This window comes from Bacillus taeanensis (assembly GCF_003318295.1).
Lineage (GTDB): Bacteria > Bacillota > Bacilli > Bacillales > UBA6769 > Maribacillus > Maribacillus taeanensis.
The window spans coordinates 95147-121123 of the sequence record NZ_QOCW01000012.1 but is presented as its reverse complement, the minus strand read 5'-3'; the positions used below and the strand labels follow the sequence as shown (position 1 = coordinate 121123).

Below are 25977 nucleotides of genomic sequence, written 5' to 3'. Positions count from 1 at the left end.
AATGGCTGTGAATTTAAGAAAATTCACAGCCAACAACAACTGATATAAGGCATAATAATGAAAAAAGAGAAATTGCGTCCGCAATTTCTCTTTTTTCATTATTTGAAGCTAGTTATGTCCCAGCCTCTTTTATTTTTTATTATGATAATTTAAATGGATTTAGAGAACTCTAATTTTACGTGGGTAAATTTGGTATAAAAGGCGGTTCTTTTAAAAAATGAGTATGTTTCTGATAATATTAATCATTTATTTTGTTATTGGAATTATTTATACGTGGAAAGTTACTGGATATTTAGGCTCCTATTTTAAAACTAAAAAATCAACGCATAAACAAAAGGGAAAAGACAATTTTTTAAAATCTTTAAACCCGATATATCTTATTTGGATTTCCTTGGAGGTAATTTTAGTTCTTCTATGGCTGCCTCTTCTTGTTAAAGAAAAATTAAGTATGGATAGATAAATAACAACAGCCAAACAAACTTAACTGCATGAAAGACATGAGTGTTTTTTTGTTTCCTACTTTTATTCATATCTTTTGAAAATTCATAAAAGCTAAGATAAGCTAGTACATAGACGGAAAAGGAGGAGAAAATAGATGAATGAAACCATTAAAACATTGAAAAATCATCGTTCATTTCGCAGCTATTTAGACAAAGACGTTCCAGAGGAATTACTAAACGAAATGATTGAATCTTCACAAGCAGCACCTTCATGGATTAACGGTCAGCAAGTGACTGTTATTGCTGTAAAAGATCCAGCAAGAAAACAAAAACTTGCTGAGCTTTGCGGAAACCAAGCACATATTAAAGAAGCACCAGTATTTTTAATTTTTTGTGCGGATTTTTACCGTGCACAGCTCGCTGCTGAAAAAGAAAATGTTACACTTGAGGCACTTGATGATATTGATGCGCTTTTAGTTGGCGCAGCAGATGTAGGGCTTGCTATGGGCAATGCGATTGCAGCAGCAGAATCAAGCGGGTTAGGAATTGTACCGATTGGCGGTATTCGACGTAATCCATTAGAAGTTATTGAATTGTTAGAGCTGCCAAAGTATGTACTGCCAATCTCTGGGTTATGTGTAGGCTATGGAGCAGAGGATCCAGGTCAGAAACCTCGTCTACCAAAAGAAGCGGTTTATCATCAGGAAAGCTATAACAGTGACTTACAGAAAACCATAAATACATATGATGAAACGTATAGTGAATATATGAAAAAACGAACAAATGGTGAAAAAGATACAACATGGTCAGAAGCTGTTACATCTTTTTATAAACAAACTTATTATCCAAGTATTGCACAAATGGTCGAACAGCAAGGGTTTACTTGTAAAAATATTAAAAAACTATGATATAAAACATGACATATTACGTATATGTCGAATGAAAGCGTGCTAGTATGAAAGTAAGCTAAGCAGTAAGTTTTCTCATACATGAACTTTCCCCCTTCAAGCCTATCACAGTGAGTGGTAGGTTGTTTTTTTATGCACCTATATGTAATTAAAATGACATGCAACATTTCCATTAATTTGCGCATACTAAGTGTAAATTGCTAATAGAGGAGGTTTTTAAAAGTGCTGCCATGGATTGGTGTTGCCTGCAGTTTTATATCTAAACTTTTGTTAATTGTATCATTATTAATTTTTTCTAATTAATAATTTTGCCTTTATAAAAAATTTAATTGAAATGGAAAGAATAAAAAAATTAAAAAATAAACCTCTAGGAACAATACCTAGAGGTTTATTTTTTCTACTTTATTGTCTCTATAGAAATATTTTTTAAAACAACCCACTTTAAAAAACTTTTTTCCTTCATTGTTAAAGGTCGCTTGAAGGAACGTTGAAATTCAAGAAATAGAGTATTATAGCGGATTATTTGATCTTTGTTTAAAAGAATGGGCTTCACCTTATTTTTATCATATCTCCACTTTTTGAAATTCTACATCATACTAACTCCTTTTAATGGAAGTTTTTATCACCTTTTTTGATTGATCTTGATAATAAGTGTTGTGCTGAACTTTTACTTTATATCTATTTTTTATACCGCCATTTTAAAAGTTCAAACCATTTAATAATTATTTTGCTTCACCTTTAATTCGCTTAGCATTTTCCCTATTTCATCAAACCAATGATGGTCATTAATTTCTACTGCTAACAACTGCAGTTGGAAAAGCTGTGCTTCATAAAGAGCCATTTCTTGTTTACTTGTTAACCATGGGGCAACATCACTTTTATTTACTGAGAAAGTTAAACCGTCTGCTGACTTAATAAGAAATTGACCGTTTTTTTGTTTGTCTTTTATTTCACATATTTCTCCGCATATTGGAAGTTCTTCATTTATTACCTTCACAATCTTGCCAACTCGAAGCGGATAACACACCTTCATAAAAAGCCCCCCTAAGTTAATGATGATTAAACCGCCATCTCCATCGTTACTTCTAAAACGTTGGCTTCATCACTTTCTCTCGGTGTTTGAAGCGTGTCTTCCTCTACCGCACATAAGTCTAAAAGCAGTTCATAAAAACAATCTGTTGATTCAATCACTTTCATCATCCTTTCTGCTGAGTAAATGACATTGCTATAAAAAGCAAAAGAAAGAATTTTTTTATCAAATTATTGTTTTTTATTCAATGCAAAGTTGTTTTAGCTCATTTATCGCTGATTTGCAGTCATTTCCAAATGCAGTTAGTGATATAGCTCCTTTTGACTGAGGCAGTTGACACATGCTTAGTAAACTTTTAGCGTTCAGGACCATATTATTTGCTTCAATTAAAATATAACTATCAAACTGGTTCGCTTTAGATACTAATTTAATAATTTGTTCATGATTTATCTTTTTAGAAAGCAAACATTGAGTGGAGTATTCCATCTTATTGTCTCCTTTTTATTAAAAAGTTTATTTTGCTGCAAGAAGAAGGATGAAAAAAATTGATGATAACTTTATTTATTTGTTTGTTAATAAGAGGGGGTACAGTTTTTCCATCGCAGTAGAAGAGTCAGATCCAACAGCGTATAGAAAAATCTCCCCTTTTAGACCATTCATTGTACACATATTTATAAAGCTTTTAACATTATACTTTTCTTTGTTTTTTTCAATGAAAATATCACAATTAAAGTTAATTGCTGTTGAAACAAGTTCCATTATTTTCTTATGATTTAAACAATCAGGTAAAAAAAGTTGAATAGCGGTTTTCATACAACTGCCTCCTTTTTAAAAGCATCTAAGCAATCGTAAAACCTATTCTTATTGTTAGTTGGAATTATTAATTGTGGAAGTTAATTTTTCGGTTAAAGAGAGAATTTGCAGGAAAGCATGGTAATCAGAGGTAGGGTTAGTTTGAAAGGTTTTTATGAGATTTCTAATCTTTTTAATTAAAATCTGTTCCTCGTAATTTGTCATGAGCAGTTCTCCCTTTTTTGAATTCATTCTAAGGGGAAAGAGGAAAGGAAACCACTTGTAATCAGGAGAGAAGAACTTTTTCAAATGTGGTAATAAATAAATGATCGCAACATTTAGAAAAATGAGGTTTATTTATATCCTTTCATTTGAATATCACGCTCCCTTTGTTATTATTTTCATCATATCAATTTAAAAAGAAATTTATACAACTGTTGTAAGTGTATCTTCCATGAAAAGAATGTAGGGAAAAGTCGAAAGGATTTTTAATGAAAATGGAGGAAATAAGCAAATAACCGCATCTTCATGCGGTTATTTGCTTATTTTTAATATTTCTTTATAAACATGTCAATAAACGCGTGGAAAATCTCAATTCCTTGAAAAAGAATAAGACTTAGCGCAGTTAAGGAAAAACTTCCAATTAGTAACATGCGAATGAAAAACATCATCGTTTTCCTCCTTTAAAATGAGATCTTTTTTATGGAGTAAACGATGGTCTGCGAAAATAAGATGACTGATAAAAAACAGCTAATAAAAAGAAAAGTGAGAATGGATACTTAAATGTGAGTCGTCTTAACGTTAAAGCAACTAACAGAATTACACTATTTAAGGATACTAGCGAAGTTAGTGAAGCTAGAAACTTACTATTTTTATGATCATCTTTTACATATAAATCAACTGGGAGCTGCATATTTTCATCAACAAAAGCTTTTGTATGATGAATCGGTGTATGGTGGGAAAGACTTAATGTTGATAAAAGCAATAGTAAACAGAGCGTAAAATAACTATTACGACTTATCGCTGTCATCCCCTCCTTATTAAAAATAATATTATCATCATATCTTAACTTACAAGATTTGAAAAGGATTATGTTTTGTAGAAATAGAGTGAAAAATGAGAGGGGTTTTTAAAAACATGGTAAATGTAAGAAGGATTATGTTATTATCCTCGCACTGGGTTGTTGCGAATCGCAAACAAAAAGATCGGAGTAAGAATGCCGCCTGAAAGGATGCTGAAGATAATCATTAGCAAGGCTTTTTCACTAAACTTATTATATGTCCAGTACAAGACCATGAAACCTAATATAGCAAAGGCAATACTAATAATAATTCCGAGGATTGGAATGGCACCTAGTACAATCGCGGCAATTAAAGCTAATAAAAAGATAAGCCCGCCTTTGTTGTTTAATTTTTCTGTTACCACTTCACCTTGGATATACACATTGGCAAACGGAATAAAGGCGAGCCAGCCGTTCGGAATGTTAAGCTGTTTAGTCATGCTTAAATATGCAAATCCAATTAGCAAATAACCAACTAACCCAAGAACAAATGTGACAATAAAAAAGACAATACCATATCCAACTAATAGTTCCAGCGCTTGTTGATCAGTCATGTTAACTCCTCCTTTCATTTAAGATAAATATATGAAGCAAATAACAAAATCAAGTCTGTCCCCTAAAAAATATTTAAAGAAATAAAAATTTACTGTAGACAAACATTTTATGGAGAAATAATGGTTAATGTACATAGTTTTTTCTCTAATTCACTGTTGTTTTAGACTTTAACCGTCACACCTTTTCGGACATTACATAATTTGGTATTAATAGATTGAAATCCTATTAAATGAGGGAAAGGAAGAAGATGGTGATGAAGAAATTAAACAGCAGTGAATTAATGAGTCGGCTCATACAATCACTTGAAAAAAAGAAACCTTGCTCAATTATATCTGTAGGTCAAACAGAGGCAGTTGTGATGGGACAAGATCGATTCCATTCGGATGAAGTGCTCAAAAAATATCAGTTTCATCTCCAGAGAGAGTCAGAAATTGCAAATAAAGGTGTGAAAGAAGGATTTTATCATAGAGGAATAAGGTTTCCGAATCCAAAAGCTCAAAAAGAATTGTTAGAAGCAGTAAAAGCAGCTGATATAATAGGGTATAATACGATTGAAGAAAATGCGAAAGAAATTACTGAAAGAGTTTTATCCATTTATAATATAGAACCTGCAGCGTTTTTTGAAGCAAACATTAGAAGGGTTTTTATGAAATCACAAAAACAGAAATTTAAAGAACTTCTTAAAAATAGAAGAGTATTATTAATCGGTTCTTTGGCTCCTAAAGCAAAAACTGCTTTAGAGCAAAAATATGCAAAAGAGCTTGGCTGTAAAATTGTAGGGGCCATCCCTATTTATGAATATGAAGATATACCAGAAGTAAAAAAACAAATTGATCATTTTTCTTTTGATATTTGTTTTTTAGCAGCTGGAGTAAATGCTGTTATTTTGGCGCCTTACATTGCGCAAAAGTATAGAAAAGTAGCTTTTGATATTGGTTCTGGGATGCAAACATTTGTAACAAATGAGATTGTAACAGATACATGGATCAATGAAATTATTGGTTTAGATAATTTAATGAATATGTAATATAAAATGCTTTTAATGTTTAATGAACTATAATTTTTAATAACATGAACGCTAGGGATAAACCCTAGATCTCATAACTTTTGTGGTAAAGAAGCAAACAGCAACGTTTGATAAGTCAGTGCTTTTACGTTTTGAAAACCTTACCAACACAGTGTTTTCAAGAATTCTATAAACTTTGTCATGTTGCTAATGTGACAAAATTCTGACATATAAAGCGTGTAAAAGGCCTTTCCCCCTGCTAAAATTAAAATTGTAAGCGAAACCAATAAACATAATAAATTGCAGAGGGGGAATTTTTATGAAAAATTTTTTTAGTTTACTAGTTTGTATCTCTTTGTTGGCAGCACTCGTTTTATCAGGATGCAGCAGCACTGAGTCAGGAGGAGGTGCCGAGTCAGGAGAAGGTGGTAAGTTAACGGTTGCGACAGTAAACAACCCGGATATGAAAATTATGCAGAAAATGACCGAACAATATTTTGAAAAAGAGACAGGAATTGATGTTGAATTTGTTGTTCTTCCTGAAAATGATCTTCGTAAAAAAGTAACTGAAGATGTCGCACTTGGCGCAGGACAGTTTGACATTGTAACAATTGGAACATATGATGCACCGATTTGGGCACAAAACGGTTGGATTGATTCTTTAACACCGCAGTTTGATGAATTATTAGAAGAAGAAAAAGCGGCATATGATATCGACGATGTGTTTCAACCATTAAAAGATGCGCTTTCTTATAACGATGAACTGTATGCGCTTCCTTTCTACGGTGAAAGCAGCATGCTGTATTACAACAAAGAAATTTTTGAAGAAGCGGGACTTGAAATGCCGACAAATCCTACATGGGATGAAGTAGCTGAAATGGCTAAAACGATTAAAGAAACGACAGGTACAACAGGTATTATTATTCGCGGTCTTCCTGGATGGGGCGAAATGATGGCACCGTTAAATACAATTGTAAACGCATTCGGCGGTTCATGGTATGACACAGATTGGAATGCAAAGCTTAACAGTGACAATACGGAAGAAGCTGTCCAGTTTTATATTGATTTGTTAAATGAAGCAGGACAACCTGGTGCAACAAGTACAGGATTTACAGAAGCACTTACATTAATGTCCACAGGGAAAGCGGGTATGTGGTATGACGCAACAGTTGCAGCAGGCTTTTTAAACAATCCAAATGATTCAGCAGTAGCTGGAAAAATCGGTTATGCGTTTGCGCCTAAGCAGGAAAAAGATAATAACGGCTGGTTATGGGCATGGTCGCTTGCAGTGGAATCAGCAAGTAAAAACAAAGAGCAGGCATTTAAATTTATTAAATGGGCAACAAGCAAAGAATACATTGAAAAAGTTGGCGAAACAGAAGGCTGGGGTGTAGCGCCGTCCGGAACTCGTCAATCAACATATGAAAATTCTAAGTATCAAGAAGCAGCACCGTTTTCTAATATGGTTTTAGAATCTATGCAAAAAGCTGACTATGAAAATGCAACGGTAGATCCAGTTCCGTATAAAGGTATTCAATATGTAACGATTCCTGAATTCCAACAGCTTGGGACAGAAGTCAGTCAGCAAATTGCAGCAGCAATCGCTGGTCAAAAAACAGTTGATGAAGCAATGGAAGAAGCGCAGCGTTTAGCAGAAAAAGCAGCAGAAGAAGGCGGCTATAAAAAATAATAATCGGAAAGTAATCTGCGAAAGAGGAAAAATCAATCTTTCTCTTTCGTAGAAATAAAGAACTGCGAATTAATAACGATAAAAAAGGAGGAGTAGTATGAGACAGAGTGAAGCTGTTCAGCAGTACTCCGGTGTGACGACAAATCGAAAACCTAATAAAAAGAAATTAAATGAACCGCCGGTAAAACGGCTGCTGCTGCCAAGTATTATTTTTGTGGCCATTATAACGCAAGTACCATTTTTAATTACGATTTACTATAGTTTGCATGATTGGAATATTATGAGGCCGGATCGCGGCATTGCGTTTTCAGGGTTGAAAAACTTTGCAAGTGTTTTATCCCAGCCGGCGTTTTATCAAGTTCTTAGCAACACGTTTTTACTTACCGTTTCGATCTTACTCGTTTGTTTTATATTAGGGTTAACTTTTGCCCTTTTAATGAACCGGGATTTTTTTGGAAAAGGAATCGTTCGTACGATGTTTGTTTCACCGTTTTTCGTAATGCCGACAGTGTCAGCAATTATTTGGAAAACAATGATGCTAAATCCGAACTTTGGTTATTCCGCTTATTTTGCGAACGTATTCGGAAGCGCACCGGTTGATTGGCTTTCTGAGCGTCCTCTTCTAGCGATTATTATGATTGTTTCATGGCAGTGGATTCCATTCTTTATGCTAATCTTACTTGCGGGACTGCAGTCATTGCCGCATGAATTAATTGAAGCGTCACAATTAGATGGTGCAAACCGCATTCAGCAGTTTATGAATGTAACAATTCCGCACTTAGTTCGTTACATTGAAGTTGTTGTACTGCTTGGCTTAATGTTCATTCTCCAAGTTTTTGGTGAAATTTATGTTACAACATCCGGCGGTCCCGGCTTTGCATCTACGAACCTATCATTCTTTGTATATCGCATCGGTTTCCAAAGCTGGAATGTTGGAGAAGCAACAGCAGTTGGTGTGATCACAGTTATTCTAACGATTATTATGATGCTTGCACTTATTAAAGTATTACGTCGCACATTCAAGGGGGAAATGTAATGAAAAAAATCGTCTCAGGTGGATTAACCCTTGTTACGTATCTTGCAGCTTTTCTATTCTTTTTTCCGATTTTATGGATTTTTATTACAGGCTTTAAAAGTGAAGGGGAAGCCATTGTAATCCCGCCAACCATTTTCTTTAAACCAACGCTTGAAAACTTTCGAATGATTTGGGATTTAGGCGTTAGTGAGTTTCTAGTAAACTCAGTCATCGTTACATCGGTGTCAACGTTAATCGCGCTTGCCTTAGGTGTACCGGCAGCATATGCCTTAGCAATGTTTAAAGTGAAAAAAGGTGATGATATTTTATTTTGGTTTATTTCAACAAGGTTTTTACCGATTGCCGGAGTTATTATTCCACTTTATTTAATCTTTAAAAATACAAATTTATTAGATTCGAAAACAGGCTTAATTCTACTTTATGCCGCAATGAATGTTCCGCTCATCGTTTGGATGATGCGCTCATTTTTTAAAGATATTTCATATGAAATTATTGAAGCAACACAAATTGACGGTGCGTCAGGACTACAAAGCTTTTTCCAAGTGGTCCTGCCGCTCGTTAGACCAGGTTTAATTTCAACAGGATTATTATCAATGGTATTTGCTTGGAATGAATTTTTCTTCGCGGTAAGTATGAGTTATACAAATGCGGGAACATTGCCTGTTTATATGTCTTCTTATATGACACAGGAAGGTTTGTTCTGGGCGAAGATGGCAGCGGCAGCGACTATTGCGATTTTGCCGGTACTTATTTTAGGATGGTTTACGCAAAAGCAGCTTGTACGCGGTTTAACGATGGGAGCTGTTAAAGGATAAATTCTGGAAAATAGAGGAGCTGATGAATGTGTCGCAAATGAAAGCAGCTGTACTTGATAAGCCTCTTTCAATTGAAGTAAAAGAAGTGAAAATGCCGGAACCAAAGCGAGATGAAGCATTAATTAAAGTAGCCTGCATTGGTGTTTGTGGTTCAGATGTACATTATTATGAGCACGGGAAAATCGGTCGTTATGAAGTAAAAAAACCGATTATTTTAGGACATGAACTAGCTGGAGAAGTTGTAAAGATTGGTGAGGATGTAACAAATGTTTCAGTAGGTGAAAGAGTTGCAGTTGAGCCGGGTGTTACATGCGGAAAATGCAGCTATTGTAAATCAGGACGCTATAATCTTTGTCCAGACGTTGTGTTTATGGCGACACCACCTGTTGACGGGGCATGGGCCGATTATGTTTCTGTGAGAAGTGATTTTCTTTTTAAACTGCCGGACAGCATGAGCTATGAAGAGGGGGCGCTGTTAGAACCGTTATCAGTCGGCTTTCATGCAATGAAACGCGGTAAAGTCGGTCCTGCTGATCGCTTGTTTATTACAGGTCTTGGACCAATCGGTCTGCTTACGATTCAAGCAGCAAAAATGTTTGGTGTTACAGAAATTTACACTAGTGATGTTGTCCCTTTTCGCCGTGAATTAGCTCTTGAAATGGGAGCGACGAACGTAATTGATCCAACAATAGAAGATGTCAATGATAGACTTCAAGAATTAACGAATGGAAAAGGGATTGACGTTTTAATTGAAACATCAGGAAATCAGCATGCGATTGGAGCGGCTGTAAAGCAGGTGAATCGAGGTGGCAGACTTGTTTTAGTCGGACTTCCGGTACAGAGCGAGATCCCGATTGATATTGCTCATCTCATTGATGCAGAAATTGATGTATACGGGGTCTTCCGCTATGCCAATACGTATCCGGCTGTTATTCAAGCATTAAGTCATTGTAATCTTAACATTGAAAAAGTAATTACCGATTCATTTAAGTTAGATGAAATAAAAGAAGCTGTTGAAACGGCAAGAACAGAAAAAGATAAAAGTATAAAAATTATGATTTATCCAAACAGCAAGGATTAAAAAGGGATGTGTAGAGTTCTCTGTCAGTTTGTTAACTGGCTAGTGAACTCTTTTTTATATACTCCACTATTTTCACTGCTTAAATTTTGTCATAAGGGAAGGATGACAAAATTGTGAGAACTTTAGGATGAAAAGGCAGCTTACTAAATGTAAAATGGTAGATAATATCCTCAGCTTTTTTATTTACCGAAATGTAAGGGTTTTAATAACAACTCAAAAGTATGAAGAGCGTGATGAAAGACTAAAGCTGTTTTATAGGAATACAGTTGACTTATTCTAATGTACAATAGTAGTTGTAAATTAGAATAGAGGAGTGATGGAGATGGAGAAGAAACTAGTGTTTTTTGATATTGACGGCACGTTATTGGATGGCGAAAAACGGCTGCCGCTTTCAACAAAACAGGCAGTAAAAGCGCTAAAAGAGAGCGACGTTGAAGTTGCGATTGCAACCGGTCGTGCTCCGTTTATGTTTAAAGAGTTATTAGAAGAACTTGAAATTGATTCATTTGTAAGCTTTAACGGACAGTATGTTGTTTATAAGGGAGACGTCATTTATAAAAATCCAATTGATCAAAAGATCATTGCAGAATTAGAAAACTATACAAGTGACAAAAATCATCCGTTAGTGTTTCAAGATCATCTCGGCATGAAAGCAAACTATGAAAGTCATCCTCATATTGATACGAGTATCAACAGTTTAAAAATAGGCCATTATCCAACATATGATGCAGCATATTATAAGAATCGAGAAATTTATCAAATTTTATTGTTTTGTGAAGAACATGATGAGAAACAGTATAGTGATCGTTTTTCGGAACTTTCTTTTATTCGCTGGCATCACTATTCAGCTGATGTGCTTCCGCTTGGCGGTTCAAAAGCAGTTGGGATTCAAAGAATGCTAGAGCGCATTGATGTGAAAAAAGAAAATGTCTATGCGTTTGGTGATGGTCTTAATGATATTGAAATGCTTCAATTTGTAGGACAAGGTATCGCGATGGGAAATGCCGCAAAAGTTGTGCAGGAAGCAGCTGATCTCGTGACAAAAGATGTAAAAGAGGAAGGCATTCCTTATGGATTAAAATTAGCAGGGTTGCTTTCTTGAAAAAATAAAAATGATCCTTTTCTGACTAGTTTTTAGAAAAGGATCATTTTTATGAGAGAGGAGGGGGAGGCAGAAAAAATGAGATATTCAATTAAAGTAGTTTTCTACATATTCATGCTGTTAATAATATCAGCCTGCACATTACAAGAAGAACCATTTGATCCCAAGAGCACAAATGCAGAACATATCAATCCTAATGTGCTGGTGGAAGCTCCTTTTAAGGGAAAGGTTGAAGGATTGCCAACAATTGAAGCCCCACAAGGATTTGATTGGAAGCAGTTTGAAGGAACCGAGCTAACAATGATTTCTGAAAATACGCCTCCTTCCGCTGCGCTTGCTGCAAACATCGATAAATTTGAAGCCGTAACAGGAATCAAGGTAACGATTGAACAAATGGATTTTGTAACAGTCATTGAAAAAGTTGGCCTTGATTTTAACGCAAAAGCAAGTAACTACGATATTATTTATGCCGATCCTTATCAAATTTTAACAAAATATCAAGAGAATTTTGTTGATTTAAACCTATTTAATAAGGAACCAACGATGCCTCACATTCCTGGAGGTGTAGAAGATTTTATTCAAAGTCAAGTGGACGTTGTCAGCTACATGGAAAATAAAGAAAAGTTTCTTGCTCTTCCATATGACGCTTCTACAATGGTGCTTGCTTATCGAAAAGATGTCTTTGAGAAATACAAAGAAATGTTTATAAAAGAGATGGGCTATGATTGGACACCAGGGGAAAGCTTAACATGGCAAAAATATTATGAAATTGGCAAATGGATTAATAAAAAAGTGGAAGATGGAACGATTACAGAGGTAAAATACGGAATCGGTCATCAAGCAGAACGTCATGATTCACTCATGAATGATTTTAGCAATATTCTCGCGGCAAACGGCGGCGACTATTTGGAAAACAGCAGCAGTCGAAGTATTGGCACAAACACCCCAGGGAATTCAACAATGACGTCAGAAGCCGCAGTACAATCGCTGAAGTTTTACAAACAGCTGTTAAGTATTGCAGCACCGGGAAGTACATCTTGGGATTGGCGCGATCTAGCGGAAGTCTTTGCTAAGGGTGAGCTTGCCATGGCTCCGCAGTGGCATGATTATTCTGCCGTATTTGCAAACAGTCAAACATCAAAAGTGGCTGACAAAGTTGGATGGACCGTATTGCCAAAAGGAACGGTCCGCCGTGCACATACATACGGCGGTACAGGCATTGCAATTAATAAATATGCAAACAGTAGAGAGAAAAAAGCGGCCTGGTTATTTCTCGTCTGGGCTACATCGCCACAGTCTCAATATATGATTTTAAAGTCGGAAGAAGGAGGAACTATTCCCACACGTCAATCTGTTTACAAACTACCTGAAGTGCAGCGAGGAATGGAAGTTGGGACAATTGAATCGAAAGAGATGCCAAATTTACTTTCTGTTCGTGCAGCACTTCAAGCGTGGGAAGAAGAAAATATGTATATAAGACCAAAAATCCCTCAGTGGCCGCAGATTAATACGTTTATTTTTACCGAACTATCCACCATGCTAATAAATAAACAAAGTCCAGAAGAAACAGCAGCAGAAATTGCAGAAAAAAGCGACCGCGTTATTAAAAATAAATAATCATTAAAAGGGGAGAGAAGCAATTGACACAGCAGCATCCATTGATCGATTCACGGCAAAAAGAACTGCTTCGAACGTTGTTATATGCAAAAGGTCCTGTTTCATACAAAGAACTAGCGGACAAATTTAAACTTAGTACGAGAACGATTCAACGTGAAATCACGTCATTAAAATCTGTTTTGCAGCACTACGATTTAAAAGTTGGGAAAAAAATTGGTCAAGGAATTGAGTTAAAAGGAGGATCTGAAGGCAGAGAATTGCTGGAAAAACAGCTGCAGGAAAGTAAAACAATGTCTGCTTATTCTCCTGAAGAAAGACAAGAAGGAATCACCTATGATCTGCTTCTTTCCAAAGAACCTGTGAAACATTTTGTGTTCAGTAAAAAATATGGAGTAACCGAATCAACAATCAGTAATGACTTAGATAAAGCAGAAGGTTGGTTAAATAAAGGACGTATTATACTTGTTCGCCTGCCGGGTGTTGGCGTTTATGTTGAAGGAACAGAACAGCAGCGCCGTACGATGCTGTCTCGGCTTATGCATAAAGACATTACATTTGAAGAATGGATGGAGCTTTTTCATTCTCCAACTGAAGAAGGTGAAAATAAATCTTATCATCAATTAGAAGCAGTGATTCGCAATCGACTGTTAAAATTTGTTCATACCCCTAATATTTTAGTTGTTGAAAAAGCAGTTCGTGAAGTAATTGATGCGCACAAAAAGATTGAATTAACGGATCGAAATTATGTGAATTTAATTGTTCATTTAATGCTTGCTGTTGAAAGAATAAAGCACGGTGAAATTATTGAAGAACAGCCTGCCTATCCAGTCAATCAATTAGATGAAGAAGCTTATTTTCTTGCTGAGAAGATTGTGACTAATTTAGAAAAAGGGTTATCGATTGCTATTCCAAAAACAGAAGTGAATTATATTGCGCTTCATTTAGCAGGAGCCCGAATGATGAAGCAGCAAAACGAGATAGCAGACAATGAAGCGTTTCAGTGGATTGAATTAGCACAAAGTTTTATTCGTGCAGCAGAATATTATTTAGAAGAATCTCTTCAAAGCGATGCTTTTCTTCTTGATGGATTAGTTTCACATTTTGTACCTGCCTTTAACCGTTTAAAGCTTGGGCTTCAAATTCATAATCCAATGCTTGAAAAAATTAAAGAAAAATATCCAGATACTTATCATGCGTGTGAAAAAGCGTGCACACTTTTATCAGAAAAAACAGGATACATCATTCCAGAAGAGGAAATCGGCTATTTAGCGATGCATATTGGTGCTTCGCTTATCCGTAAGAAAGATATGATAAAGAAGAATTATCAAGCAGTCGTCATTTGTGCGAGTGGTCTTGGTACATCTACATATCTTGCCTCTAAAATTCGCACAGAAATGCCAAATCTTCATGTGAAAGATGTTATTTCAGTTAATGAGCTTCAAGGATTGATAAAAGATGATACCGAGATTGATATTTTTATTTCAACTGTTAACCTTCCCTTTTTAGAAGGAAATGAAAAGGTTGTAACAGTAAGTCCATTTTTAGTAAAAGAAGATCTTACAAAAATCCAAAAAATATTAGAGTTTGCTTCTAAAAAAGAAATATTCGTAAAAGAAGACAAAAAGCAGCTTGAAAAACAGTCTTCGATGGTGTCGCTTGCGAAATACGGCGAAGGCATGATGCAAATTTTAAGAAATATAGTGATTGTGGAAAACGTCGAAGTGAAACAGCCGCTTTTATTAAACGTGCTGGAACAGATTAAAGAAAGGCTCGTTATTTGCGATTTTGAAAAAATGCATGAAGATCTTGAAAAGCGTGAGAAGCAGGGAGGATTTGTTTTAGAAAATGTAGCAATGCTTCATGCAAAAACAGTAGGGGTAAAAGAGCTATTTGTTTCCATTTTCCGCATGAATGATTCTGTTGAGTGGAATCGTGATGACGATGCCGCCCAATCTATTAACACCTTTCTTCTTCTTGCCGTTCCAAAAGATTCGCCAAAAGAGCACATTGAAATGATTAGTGAAATTAGTGCGATGCTAGTAGAGGATGAATTTCTCGCTGTTTTAACTGAAGGCTCACGAGAAGAAGTGAATGCGACAATAGACGATGTTTTATCGAACCTGTATCGCAATAAAGCAGTAGGATCTTTAAAGGGGTTATAAAATTAATGAGAAAATTTGGTCAACTGCTCAGTGCGATGATTTGGCAAAATGTAGCTGTTATTATAGCAGTTGGAATTATACGTGAACTTTTTGGGATTTATGGCTGGTTTTATAATGATCGACTTCTTCTTTTAGTGAATCCAATATACAATACACTTTTACCGATATTGTTGGCTTATACTGGTGGAAAGCTGATGGGCGGTCAGCGCGGTGCTGTTGTCGCTTCTATTGTTACGTACGGCTTAACACTTGCTAGTTCCACTTCTGTTATTTTTGGTGCAATGATTGTTGGACCCGTAATCGGCTGGATTGTTAATAAGCTTGATTCAGCCGTCAAAAAAAGACTGCCGGTAGGATCAGAATTATTAATCGGGAACTTAATCGGTGCGATTGTTGCCGTCTTTTTTACAAGCATTTGTTTTTTGTATGTTGGTCAAACATTGTCTGCTGGGGTAAAATGGTCAACCGCGCTTTTAGAAGATGTGATTTATGCTGGGTGGCTTCCATTAACAGCGCTGATTATTGAACCGGCAAAAGTTTTCTTTTTTAATAATATTATTAATTACGGGATACTCGCTCCGTTAGGTATTCAACAAGCAAAAGAATTAAGTAAATCAATTTTTTTCTTATTAGAAGCAAACCCTGGTCCAGGCTTTGGTGTTCTGCTTGCTTATTGGTTAAAAACGAAAGCAGAACAGAGAAGAGGAGCAAAAATTTCCTGTTTTATCCAATTTTTTGGCGGCATTCATGAAGTTTATTTTCCTTATATATTACGAAAACCTTTATTACTTCTTTCCGTTGTCACAGGCGGAATGATAGGAACGATTACATTTCAGCTGTTTGATGTAGGGCTCGTTTCACTTCCATCACCGGGAAGTATCTTTTTATTTATTGGATTAGCTCCAAAAGAGGATATGCTTTTTGTGTTAATCGGTGTCTTAGCTTCAGCACTTGTTTCCTTTCTTATCAGCTTTCTTGTATTAGATCCATTTTTAAAATCACCAACAGAAGAAGAGAACCGTGAACATGTGACTGAAATAACGAGATTAGAAACGGTCGATCAGTTGAATGAGGAACAAACAGGAGCACAATGGTTAGAAGAGAAAGCGTATCAAGAGCCGAAATGTAATCAAATAAATCAGTCTAACTTTCAACATATCCATAAAATCCTTTTTGTATGTGAAGCTGGATTAGGATCGAGTGCGGTCGGAGCAGCGATGCTTAGAAAAAAATTAAGGCAGGCAAACTTAGAAATCGAAGTGGATAACGCCGGTCTTGATGAAATACCTGAAGATGTAAACTTAATTATTTGTCACCAAAAGCTTCTTTCAAACGTACAAAAGACTGCTCCGGATCGAATGTATTACCCGCTGCAATCTTTTACGGAAATGAAAGGATATGATGATCTTATTGAGCGTTTAAAAAGAGAAAACAACTAACCAAGTATGAAAAGCTGTATAAATATAAAATTTGTCATTATCTTTAATTGACAAATTTTAAGGATGTAAAACTATTTCTTGCTTCATGTACTTGTTACAATGAGGCTAAGAAATAAATACGAGTAATGAGAGAAAGGAAGGAATGCGCAAAGCAAGCGTTGTGATAAAAACTTTATTAAAAAACCAACCAACCATTAAAGTAATCACCTTTGCTTGTGAGGGTGGAATGGTTTCAAGTGTAGTCGGAGCGGCATTAATTCGAAAAAAGCTGAGAGAAGCAGGCTTAACGATCAGACTTAACCATTCCTCTATTCATGAGATTTCAGAAGAAACAGATCTGATTGTTATTCATGAAAATTTTGCAGATCAGGTGAAAAACCTTTATCCGGACCATCGTTATTTTTCACTTCAATCGTATCTTCATCAAGAAAGCCATAATCGATTAGTTCAATATTTAACTTCTAAAAATTAAAAGCAGAGTGTTCTTCTTTGTGGGAAGGAACTCTGCTTTTTTAACATTCAACTTCTAGTTCGATAGTAGAAGGGAAATAGCCATTACAAGGACTTTCCTCAACTGGACAGGCAGAAATCGCGATAATAACATCCATTTCTACTTTTAATTTTAGAAAATCCCCAGCGGTTGAGAGCGGCTTTTCCACTTGTAATGTTCCGTTTTGATGAAGCACTGTATTCATAAAAATATTAAAAGGATAATGGTGATCAGACTTTGGAATATTAAATTTAGAAAGGGATTCATTTAAATTATCATAACAATTACGATGCCCATTTTTATTATATAACCATTCATACATTTCAGCCCGACAAGCAGGAAGAAGTACGCCGTGTTTGCCTACCGTATCTTTAAGGATTGTGAACATTGGGCGGTACATATTCGAATAAAGAGCGTCATTCAGTTTAAAATAAACGGTATTCAGAGCATCAATTGTCACCCGGAGATCGAGTTTTTCATGATAGTCCTCAGCATGATAAGCTGTAAAATCAGCAACCTGCTGTCCTTCAACATCAATAATTTTAATGATAGAGCCTTTCTTCACTTCTATACTTAAACCGGTTTTAGCGGGAATAAGAAAATGTTTTTTCATGCTGCTCTCCTAAATGTACAGTTTCTTGTAACAGTATGGATGAGAGATACTTTTCTCATACATAAATCTTTTTCTATTTTCCAACACTAAATGATGGGAAAAGCAAGGAGGCGTGTGATGAAAAGAGTCAGTGTACATAAAAAAGAAGAAGCCTATTTAAAGTGGTGGCAGCTTTCCTTAATTGGTGTTGGCTGTACAATAGGGACGGGCTTTTTTTTAGGATCGAGTATAGCTATTGAAAAAAGCGGTTTTTCTGTTATTTTTACTTTTTTATTTGCTGCAGTAGGGACATACTTTGTTTTTGAAGCTTTAGCAAAAATGACAGCAGAACATCCTGAAAAAGGCTCTTTTCGTTCTTATGCCAAAAAAGCGTTCGGGCGTTGGGCCGGGTTTAGCAGCGGCTGGGTATATTGGGGTGCTGAAATGCTCATTATGGGGAGCCAATTAACTGCTCTTGCTCTTTTCTCACGCTTTTGGTTTCCAAACGTGCCGGTTTGGATTTTAGCCTCGATTTATGGATTTTTAGGCCTTATCGTTATTTTTCTAGGAGCTCATGGCTTTGAAAAAACAGAAAATATTTTAGCGGTCATAAAAACTGCTGCCATTCTTATGTTTATTGTCCTTGCTGTTCTTGCCTTATTTGGATATTTTGACGGTGGGAGACCAATAAAAGCGCAAATTCCAAATTCAGTGGGTGAGTTTTTTCCGGTCGGCGTCGTCGGACTTTGGACTGGATTAATTTATGCCTTTTACGCCTTTGGCGGTATTGAAGTAATGGGACTGATGGCTGCCAATTTAACTGATCCAAAAGAAGCGTCGAAATCAGGAAAAGTAATGTTGTTTATTCTAGCGGTTATTTATATTGTATCTCTGGGTCTTGCCTTACTGCTTGTTCCTCTTGATGCTTTTAATAAACAAGAAAGCCCATTTGTAGTCGCTTTTAAAGAATACAGCCTTCCATATATTCTTGATATTTTTAATGGAGCGTTTATTATTGCAGGATTTTCAACGATGGTTGCCTCATTATTTGCAGTAACACTCATACTTGTAACATTATCAGAAGACGGCGATGCACCAAAGTTATTTTCGAAAAAAGGAAAATGGAAAGTGCCGCTCCCTGCCTTAGCCCTAACAACAAGCGGGTTAATTGTATCGATTATTCTTGCGCTTTTATTACCAAAGCAAATATATGAATATCTGACAACAGCGGCAGGACTGATGCTTTTATATACATGGCTGTTTATTTTATTTTCTTACCGTAAACTTAGCAAACTTAATGTAAAAGATAAAATAAAAACCTTTTCTGCCTTTTTTTTAATCACTGCTGCGGTAAGCGGAACATTATTAGAAAAAACGAGCAGGCCAGGGTTCTTTGTCAGTGTGCTGTTTGCTGCTGTGATTGGAATTATAACGTTAATGATGAGAAAGCGGTGGAGAAATCAAGAACATACAAGTTAAAAGCGAAGTTTATTTAAGGCATGTTTCATACGAGAAAAGGGGCATTTTGATAAAGAAGTGTCGTCGTCACGTAAAAAATACTGCTCCCACTCATGATTATCTTTTTGGCCGTACCATTTTAAGGAAGGATGAGCAGGTATACCGTCGTAGTTAACGAGACGTTTTCTTATCGCCTTTTTTATTTTTTTTCCAAATGGTGTTGAATCGTTGACTTTTTCAAATACCCAGCGCGGTTGAAACGCTAAAATAAAATAAGGAAAATGCCGGCTTTTGCGAATAACATGTGCTGGTGTTGCGCAAAACGCAAAAAACGGTTCGCCATTAAAGCAAAATTCCCAGGAATGGTGGGAAGGATTATCAGGAATATTCTCTGGCCATTCTGCTTCATCAAGCTTTGCTGTTTCATTTAAAAGTGTCCAAAAAAGATTTTCATACATTTCAACAGAGGCATTTTCCGTTAAGTCTTCTGGTGTTTCAAAGATAACAACTAAGGAAGCGTATTTTCCAGTATCTCTTGAACATTCGCTGTACTGTTTTAAAAGGGCTGCTAATGTGTAATAAGACTCGCTTTTTCTAGGATCACAGCTAAAGCCGAAGCGAAGATGATCTAATTGAAACCCCTGCCGTCCCGGAACGCATGGATACGTATTTGCATCATCATTAATCATGTTAGCAAACTTTAGAAAAGCATCTCGCTGCCATTTTGGAAGATCTAGTAGATTTTCTTCAAGCCAACTTTTTTTATACAACTCGGTCATTGAATCGTTCACCTCCAGCGATACAAAATATACATATTACGCGGAGGTGAATAAGGTGAATGCCCTATCTTATAAAAATAATTGTTTACACGCCTCGAAGCCAAAATAAATACCAAAGCAAATTAATGAAATACCAGCCAGTAAAGAAATGATTTGAAGTGGACGGCGGTTTAAATAGTGCTTGCATGTGCTTGCGACCGCCGCCATTACAATATCCCATATTAAAATGCCAATAAAAATTCCTGAGCTGTAAAAAAAGAGCTGATAAGTACCGTAATAATCAACTGTTTTTGCTAAAATCGAGCCATAAATGCCTAACCAAAATAAAATGTTTAAAGGGTTAGAAAGAGCCATGAAAAATCCGACAGAAAATGATTTTGATATTAATTCGTCAGTGCGCTTATTTTCAATCGTCATTTCTTTTAAGCCTTTTAATGTTTCAATTCCTGTATAAACGAGTACAAAAAAGCCAAATAACCAAAGAAATGTTTTTATAAACGGTGTGCTTAAAAATTGAGCAATCCCAAAATAGATGAGCAGCATATACAAAGCATCAGCAGCCATCGCTCCAACACCAATAAGCCAAGCGTGAAAAAAGCCGTTGCGAATTCCTTTATCTAATTGAGCGGCATTTATCGGACCAATTGGAGCCGATAATGATAACCCTAAAAAAATATAGCTTAAAAAAATACTCATATTTTCACACTCCTCTTATGTATCCATAAAGATGACTTGTACACATTCTATTCATGGAAAAGAATAGAAAGAACAATGAAAAGCAGGCTGCCAAGAGCCTGCTTTTCATTGTTTATCGCTATAAATCATTGTCATGGATTGCTCGATTTCTTTTCGTATGTTATGAAAATCTTGATGGCCGTAAATCTCTGCCCCCGTTATATTTGTTGTTTTTGCTAAAACTTCTTTTACTTGATTATAAGACAAACCAGATTGAGCGTTTAGCTGTTTTACTTCGTCAATATTTGTACCAGCAACTGTAAAGTGTTGCTTTTCCATGTAAATCACCTCCCTATTGTTTAAGTTAAACTGAACAGGGAATGTTTATCCTAAAAAAGGCATAGTAATTGTTTTTAATAAATATTGAAAACATAAAACCAACTAATTATTTTATTGATATAATAAATTCAGGGAATTAAAACAACTGAAATGTATTAAAAGGGGAGACATATATATGAATAAAGAGAGGTTTGATTCTTCTCAACATTACGCTTGTGAACTCGATCAAAAAGACAAATTAGCTCCTTTTCGAAATGAATTTTACATAAAAGAGGGAAGTATTTATTTAGATGGCAACTCATTAGGTTTACTATCAAAAAGAGCGGAAAAATCATTATTAGAGGTGCTGTATTCTTGGAGAGAGTATGGCATTGACGGGTGGACGGAAGGAAAATATCCTTGGTTTTATTTGTCAGAAGAGCTTGGTAAATTAACGGCTCCGCTTCTTGGTGCAGCGACTGAAGAAGTAATTGTAACCGGTTCTACGACGACGAATCTTCATCAAATGATTGCAACATTTTATAAGCCAAAAGGAAAAAGAACAAAAATAATGGCTGATGAATTAACATTTCCATCAGATATTTATGCGCTAAAAAGTCAGCTCGAGTTAAAGGGCTACAACCCTGACGAACAATTGATAACCGTTAAAAGCCGAGATGGAAGAATGATTGAAGAAGAGGACATTATTACAGCGATGAGTGAAGAGGTGGCTTTTATTCTGCTGCCAAGTGTATTATATCGAAGTGGTCAAGTACTTAATATGAAGCGTTTAACAGAAGAAGCGCATAAACACCGCATCTTAATCGGATTTGACCTTTGTCATTCTATTGGTGCACTGCCGCATCAGTTAAGTGAATGGGGAGTCGATTTTGCGGTTTGGTGTTCCTATAAATATTTAAACAGCGGACCCGGAAGCACGGCTGGACTGTATGTAAACAAAAAACATTTTAAAAAAACGCCAGGTCTTGCCGGGTGGTTTAGCTCACATAAAGAAAAACAGTTTGATATGGAGCATACATTAATACAAGCAGAAGATGCAGGTGCTTATCAAATTGGCACCCCTCATATTTTAAGCTGCGCACCGTTAATTGGATCACTCGAACTACTTAAAGAAGCCGGAATAGAGCGACTTCGAAAAAAGTCTCTGCAGCTAACAAACTATATGATGAACTTAATTGCGCATGAATTAAAAGGGATGGAGTTTACAATAGGCAATCCAACTGATGAGGAGAGAAGAGGCGGTCATCTTTATTTAGAACATCAAGAAGCGGCTCGAATTTGTAAAGCGCTCAAGGAAAATAACGTGATTCCTGACTTTCGAGCGCCAAATGGTATTCGCCTCGCGCCTGCAGCTTTATATAATACGTATGAAGAGGTTTGGAAGGCTGTTCAAACGTTGAAAAAAATTATGACAGAAGAGCAGTATAAAAAATATCCAAATACACGCGGTATTATCGCGTAAAAAGGAGTGGTAGTTAATGTGGATTGATATTTCTCAACCTTTAAACAATGATATTGCCGTCTGGCCCGGCGATACGCCTTTTTCTTATGAAGTAGCGTATTCTAAGAAAGAAAGCGGCTCTGTTAATGTTGGTAAGCTTGAAATGAGCACACATACAGGAACACATATTGATGCGCCGTTTCATTTTGACGATCATGGAAAAAAAGTACTGGATCTTGATATTAACATTTATGTAGGAAAAGCAAAAATCATTGATGTTTCCCAGTATGAGAGCATTGGAGAAGTTGAACTGCAAAGTTATCAGTTGGAAGGCGTAAAAAGACTGCTTTTAAAAACGAACGCTAGTATGAATCCTTATCAATTTCCTGAAAAAATTCCGCATTTACGTCAAGATCTTGCTCCGTATTTAAAGAAAATGGGCGTACGCTTAGTTGGAGTTGATGTTCCTTCAGTAGATCCGCTCGATAGTAAGGAACTTAAAGCGCATCATGCTTTATTTAATAACGGAATTCATATATTAGAAAATGTTGTTCTTTCGCATGTAACCCCGGGAGATTATAAACTAATCGCACTTCCACTCGCATTAAAAGATAGTGACGGAAGTCCGGTGCGTGCTGTCGTTAAAGCGGTTAAATAATAAATAAGGGGGGAAAGGTATGAAAGGTAAGGGGGACAATAAGGAGCTAACGTCAGAAACAGGCATTCATACCGATTTTCAAAACAGCATGACTTACGGGGAATATTTGGATTTAGATAAACTTTTATCGAGCCAAAATCGGTTATCTAATCATCATGATGAAATGTTGTTTATCGTTATTCATCAAGTGAGTGAGTTGTGGATGAAGCTAATTCTTCATGAATTAAAAGCCGCGATTTCTTCTATACAACATAATAAACTGCAGCCTGCATTTAAAATGCTTGCCCGTGTTTCAAAAATTCAAAGACAAATGATCGAGTCATGGGATGTATTGGCCACGCTCACTCCATCAGAATATGTGAAATTTCGAGACAAATTAGGCAGATCATCTGGCTTTCAATCCTATCAATACCGAATGATTGAATTTGCGCTTGGTTTTAAAACAAGTCATGTACTGGAAATTTATAAAAAAGATAACAAGATATATGAATGCTTAAAAAAGGCGCTTCATGAACCAAGCCTGTATGATGTCTCTATTGAGGCACTCTCTAAAGCCGGTTTTCAAATAAGCGCGGAGAGGTTAAAGAAAGATTATACAAAAGTCTATCAAGCAGATCAAAGTGTAGAGGCCGCTTGGCTTGAAGTATACCGTAATGTTGACGCCTACTGGGATCTTTATCAATTAGCAGAGAAATTAGTAGATATAGAAGATCGCCTCCAGCAATGGCGGTTTCATCATATGAAAACAGTGGAGAGGATTATTGGTTATAAAAAAGGTACAGGGGGATCATCAGGTGTCACATATTTAAAAAAAGTACTTGATCATCGTTTTTTCCCAGAACTTTGGGAGCTGCGCACAAAATTATAAATTGATGAACGATAGTTTTCATTTGCTATTTGAAAGTGTATACTAACTGATGGTAGAGTAAACAATTTTTTATTAGGGAGAGAATTATGAGTCAGCATAAAGAGCAGTGGACATCTAAGATTGGTTTTATTATGGCGGCAGCGGGTTCTGCAATTGGTCTCGGTGCGATTTGGAAGTTTCCGTATGTAGCTGGAACGAGCGGTGGGGGGGCCTTCTTTTTTATCTTTTTATTATTTACAATATTTATCGGTCTTCCAATTTTATTAGCAGAGTTTATTATCGGAAGAGGCTCGCAAAAAGATGCGATCTCCGCTTATAAAACATTTGCGCCGGGAACGAGCTGGCACTGGATTGGTCGTTTTGGTGTTATTGGAAGTTTTGTTCTATTATCGTTTTACAGTGTTGTTGGCGGATGGATTTTAATTTATCTTGTGAAGCTCATAAGTGGTCAATTAAGCAGCATAGGGCAGGATGAGTACGGTCCATTATTTGGAGAAATGATTGCAAGTCCAGTTCTTTCTGTATTTGCACAGTTCGTGTTTATGTTACTGACAATTTTAGTTGTGGAAAAAGGCGTTCAGAAGGGGATTGAAAAAGCAAGTCAATTTATGATGCCTGCTTTATTTATTTCCTTTATCATTTTAATCGTTCGCTCGTTAACGTTAAGTGAAGTAGGTGAAGGAATCCGCTTTTTCCTTTATCCTAGTTTCGCAAATCTTGATTCAAATACAATTTTATTTGCACTCGGCCAATCATTTTTTGCCTTAAGTGTGGGGCTGTCAGTGATGGTTACATACAGTTCTTATTTACCTAAAAAAGAAAGCTTAACAAAATCGGCTTCGATTGTTGTTGCAATGAATATTTTTATATCATTATTAGCAGGTCTTGCAATATTCCCTGCAGTTTTCTCATTTGGGTTTGAACCTACAGAAGGACCTGGTTTATTATTTGTCGTTCTTCCGGCAGTATTTAATGCGATGCCGTTTGGAATGCTGTTTTTATTCATCTTTTTAGTACTGTTTTTATTCGCAACGCTAACATCTGCGTTTTCAATGCTTGAAATTATTGTTGCCGCGATTACAAAAGAGGACAGTACAAAGCGAAAAAAGACAACATGGGTAACAGGACTGATTATCTTTTTAATCGGAATTCCATCTGCCCTTTCATTTGGTGTGTTAAGTGATGTAAAACTGTTTGATAAAACGGTGTTTGATCTTGCGGATTATTTTGTATCAAATATTGTGCTGCCGCTTGGCGCGTTGTTTATTTCTATTTTTGCTTCGCGTAAAATTTCAAAAGAGGTCCTCTTAGAAGAAATTAGTGCAGGGACAAGCTATGGGAAACGCTGGTTTGCGGTTTGGTTTTTATGCATTCGCTATATTGTACCGCTGGCTATTATTATTGTTTTTCTCGATGCAATTGGTATTTTAAATATGTTTCAATAACTTTTAAAAAGCCTGTAACGGATTTTCTGTTTACAGGCTTTTTATTCATCATTTGTTGTAATTCTTTTGGCAAAGATTTAATCGTTAACACAAATAAGATTGTTAAGGATTAAAAACAACCAATTGACAATTTGTCCAATCAATGAACCAAACAAATAAAGATTTAGATCTTGATAGGACTTTGCATGAATTCGTTTTGAGATAACCATTAATTTTATTCCGCCTATTATAAAGAAAAGGCCGCTTAATAGTATGCTGAAAAACTCAAGAATTCCAAAGCGATTAAAAAACTCCACTATTTCTTTCCCGCTTGCAAATCCTGCTCCTACAACCGTTCCGATATAGGTTAACGCAATATTAAGGATGACTCGTTTTTTATCTTTCATTTTCTGCACGCCTTCAAACTGTATCTCTTACTATCTATATGCAGACATTCATTTAATTCTGTATACGATTTCTATAATAAAAAGCATCGGCATATTACCGACGCTTTTTAAAA

General features: G+C 36.0%; 27 protein-coding genes. 16 read left to right on the top strand and 11 right to left on the bottom strand.

Annotation, left to right across the window (positions count from 1 at the left end):
• Positions 1-595: 595 nt before the first annotated feature.
• Positions 596-1348, top strand: a complete 753-nt coding sequence (locus DS031_RS12890; protein WP_113806474.1) for an NADPH-dependent oxidoreductase — start codon at positions 596-598, stop codon at positions 1346-1348.
• A gap of 715 nt (positions 1349-2063) precedes the next feature.
• Here the strand turns inward: DS031_RS12890 and DS031_RS12885 are convergent.
• From DS031_RS12885 to DS031_RS12865, 6 genes are all read right to left on the bottom strand, one after another.
• Complete coding sequence (locus DS031_RS12885) at positions 2064-2381, bottom strand: hypothetical protein (protein WP_113806473.1); 318 nt, start codon at positions 2379-2381, stop codon at positions 2064-2066.
• Between the two features lie 26 nt (positions 2382-2407).
• Positions 2408-2539 (bottom strand): hypothetical protein, encoded by a 132-nt coding sequence (locus DS031_RS24470; protein WP_281269123.1) that lies wholly within the window; start codon positions 2537-2539, stop codon positions 2408-2410.
• Between the two features lie 79 nt (positions 2540-2618).
• On the bottom strand, positions 2619-2864 hold the full coding sequence (locus DS031_RS12880) for an HPr family phosphocarrier protein (RefSeq protein WP_113806472.1): 246 nt from the start codon (positions 2862-2864) through the stop codon (positions 2619-2621).
• Positions 2865-2939: 75 nt separating this feature from the next.
• On the bottom strand, positions 2940-3191 hold the full coding sequence (locus DS031_RS12875) for an HPr family phosphocarrier protein (protein ID WP_113806471.1): 252 nt from the start codon (positions 3189-3191) through the stop codon (positions 2940-2942).
• Positions 3192-3870: 679 nt separating this feature from the next.
• Positions 3871-4200: a hypothetical protein gene (locus DS031_RS12870; protein ID WP_113806470.1), complete on the bottom strand. Its 330-nt coding sequence runs from the start codon at positions 4198-4200 to the stop codon at positions 3871-3873.
• A gap of 134 nt (positions 4201-4334) precedes the next feature.
• Positions 4335-4784 carry a hypothetical protein gene (locus DS031_RS12865; protein WP_113806469.1) on the bottom strand — a complete coding sequence of 150 codons (450 nt, stop codon included), beginning with the start codon at positions 4782-4784 and terminating at the stop codon, positions 4335-4337.
• A gap of 254 nt (positions 4785-5038) precedes the next feature.
• Here DS031_RS12865 and DS031_RS12860 point away from each other — a divergent pair, with 254 nt between their 5' ends.
• The 10 genes from DS031_RS12860 to DS031_RS12815 all read left to right on the top strand — a co-directional run bounded on the left by DS031_RS12860 (position 5039) and on the right by DS031_RS12815 (position 17205).
• Positions 5039-5812, top strand: a complete 774-nt coding sequence (locus DS031_RS12860) for a GT-D fold domain-containing glycosyltransferase (protein WP_245947407.1) — start codon at positions 5039-5041, stop codon at positions 5810-5812.
• A 298-nt stretch (positions 5813-6110) separates the two neighbouring features.
• On the top strand, positions 6111-7481 hold the full coding sequence (locus tag DS031_RS12855) for an ABC transporter substrate-binding protein (RefSeq protein WP_113806467.1): 1371 nt from the start codon (positions 6111-6113) through the stop codon (positions 7479-7481).
• Between the two features lie 97 nt (positions 7482-7578).
• Positions 7579-8517, top strand: coding sequence for a carbohydrate ABC transporter permease (locus DS031_RS12850; RefSeq protein ID WP_113806466.1), 939 nt, complete (start codon positions 7579-7581; stop codon positions 8515-8517).
• The gene (locus tag DS031_RS12845; protein WP_113806465.1) at positions 8517-9332 is read left to right on the top strand and encodes a carbohydrate ABC transporter permease; all 816 of its coding nucleotides are present in this window, start codon (positions 8517-8519) and stop codon (positions 9330-9332) included. The genes DS031_RS12850 and DS031_RS12845 overlap by 1 nt, the downstream gene beginning before the upstream one ends.
• Before the next feature lie 22 nt (positions 9333-9354).
• Positions 9355-10413: an NAD(P)-dependent alcohol dehydrogenase gene (locus DS031_RS12840; protein ID WP_113806464.1), complete on the top strand. Its 1059-nt coding sequence runs from the start codon at positions 9355-9357 to the stop codon at positions 10411-10413.
• A 322-nt stretch (positions 10414-10735) separates the two neighbouring features.
• Positions 10736-11515, top strand: a complete 780-nt coding sequence (locus DS031_RS12835) for a Cof-type HAD-IIB family hydrolase (RefSeq protein ID WP_113806463.1) — start codon at positions 10736-10738, stop codon at positions 11513-11515.
• 78 nt (positions 11516-11593) lie between these two features.
• The gene (locus tag DS031_RS12830; protein WP_245947401.1) at positions 11594-13132 is read left to right on the top strand and encodes an extracellular solute-binding protein; all 1539 of its coding nucleotides are present in this window, start codon (positions 11594-11596) and stop codon (positions 13130-13132) included.
• 23 nt (positions 13133-13155) lie between these two features.
• A complete protein-coding gene (locus tag DS031_RS12825; RefSeq protein ID WP_113806461.1) occupies positions 13156-15294 on the top strand; it encodes a BglG family transcription antiterminator in 2139 nt (712 codons plus the stop codon).
• Between the two features lie 5 nt (positions 15295-15299).
• Positions 15300-16733 (top strand): PTS transporter subunit EIIC, encoded by a 1434-nt coding sequence (locus tag DS031_RS12820; RefSeq protein WP_113806460.1) that lies wholly within the window; start codon positions 15300-15302, stop codon positions 16731-16733.
• A gap of 142 nt (positions 16734-16875) precedes the next feature.
• Positions 16876-17205 carry a PTS sugar transporter subunit IIB gene (locus DS031_RS12815; RefSeq protein ID WP_113806459.1) on the top strand — a complete coding sequence of 110 codons (330 nt, stop codon included), beginning with the start codon at positions 16876-16878 and terminating at the stop codon, positions 17203-17205.
• A gap of 40 nt (positions 17206-17245) precedes the next feature.
• Here the strand turns inward: DS031_RS12815 and DS031_RS12810 are convergent, their stop codons facing one another.
• Positions 17246-17836, bottom strand: a complete 591-nt coding sequence (locus tag DS031_RS12810; RefSeq protein WP_113806458.1) for a DUF1989 domain-containing protein — start codon at positions 17834-17836, stop codon at positions 17246-17248.
• Positions 17837-17953: 117 nt separating this feature from the next.
• Between DS031_RS12810 and DS031_RS12805 the strand changes: the two genes are divergently transcribed.
• Positions 17954-19294, top strand: a complete 1341-nt coding sequence (locus tag DS031_RS12805) for an amino acid permease (RefSeq protein WP_113806457.1) — start codon at positions 17954-17956, stop codon at positions 19292-19294.
• Here DS031_RS12805 and DS031_RS12800 read toward each other — a convergent pair.
• From DS031_RS12800 to DS031_RS12790, 3 genes are all read right to left on the bottom strand, one after another.
• Positions 19291-20052 carry a YqcI/YcgG family protein gene (locus tag DS031_RS12800; RefSeq protein ID WP_113806456.1) on the bottom strand — a complete coding sequence of 254 codons (762 nt, stop codon included), beginning with the start codon at positions 20050-20052 and terminating at the stop codon, positions 19291-19293. The genes DS031_RS12805 and DS031_RS12800 overlap by 4 nt on opposite strands.
• A 69-nt stretch (positions 20053-20121) precedes the next feature.
• On the bottom strand, positions 20122-20748 hold the full coding sequence (locus DS031_RS12795; RefSeq protein WP_113806455.1) for a LysE family translocator: 627 nt from the start codon (positions 20746-20748) through the stop codon (positions 20122-20124).
• Positions 20749-20853: 105 nt separating this feature from the next.
• On the bottom strand, positions 20854-21066 hold the full coding sequence (locus tag DS031_RS12790; protein ID WP_113806454.1) for a gamma-type small acid-soluble spore protein: 213 nt from the start codon (positions 21064-21066) through the stop codon (positions 20854-20856).
• A gap of 175 nt (positions 21067-21241) precedes the next feature.
• On the opposite strand from DS031_RS12790, the gene kynU reads away from it, so the two are divergent.
• From kynU to DS031_RS12770, 4 genes are all read left to right on the top strand, one after another.
• Positions 21242-22528 (top strand): kynureninase, encoded by a 1287-nt coding sequence (kynU, locus tag DS031_RS12785; RefSeq protein WP_113806453.1) that lies wholly within the window; start codon positions 21242-21244, stop codon positions 22526-22528.
• Between the two features lie 16 nt (positions 22529-22544).
• The gene (gene kynB, locus DS031_RS12780; RefSeq protein ID WP_113806452.1) at positions 22545-23165 is read left to right on the top strand and encodes an arylformamidase; all 621 of its coding nucleotides are present in this window, start codon (positions 22545-22547) and stop codon (positions 23163-23165) included.
• Between the two features lie 19 nt (positions 23166-23184).
• Positions 23185-24033, top strand: coding sequence for a tryptophan 2,3-dioxygenase (gene kynA, locus DS031_RS12775; protein WP_113806451.1), 849 nt, complete (start codon positions 23185-23187; stop codon positions 24031-24033).
• A gap of 86 nt (positions 24034-24119) precedes the next feature.
• On the top strand, positions 24120-25478 hold the full coding sequence (locus DS031_RS12770) for a sodium-dependent transporter (RefSeq protein ID WP_113806450.1): 1359 nt from the start codon (positions 24120-24122) through the stop codon (positions 25476-25478).
• A gap of 77 nt (positions 25479-25555) precedes the next feature.
• Here DS031_RS12770 and DS031_RS12765 read toward each other — a convergent pair whose 3' ends face one another.
• Entirely contained in the window at positions 25556-25864 is a 309-nt protein-coding gene (locus DS031_RS12765; protein WP_113806449.1) for a hypothetical protein, read from the bottom strand.
• Between the last annotated feature and the right edge of the window lie 113 nt (positions 25865-25977).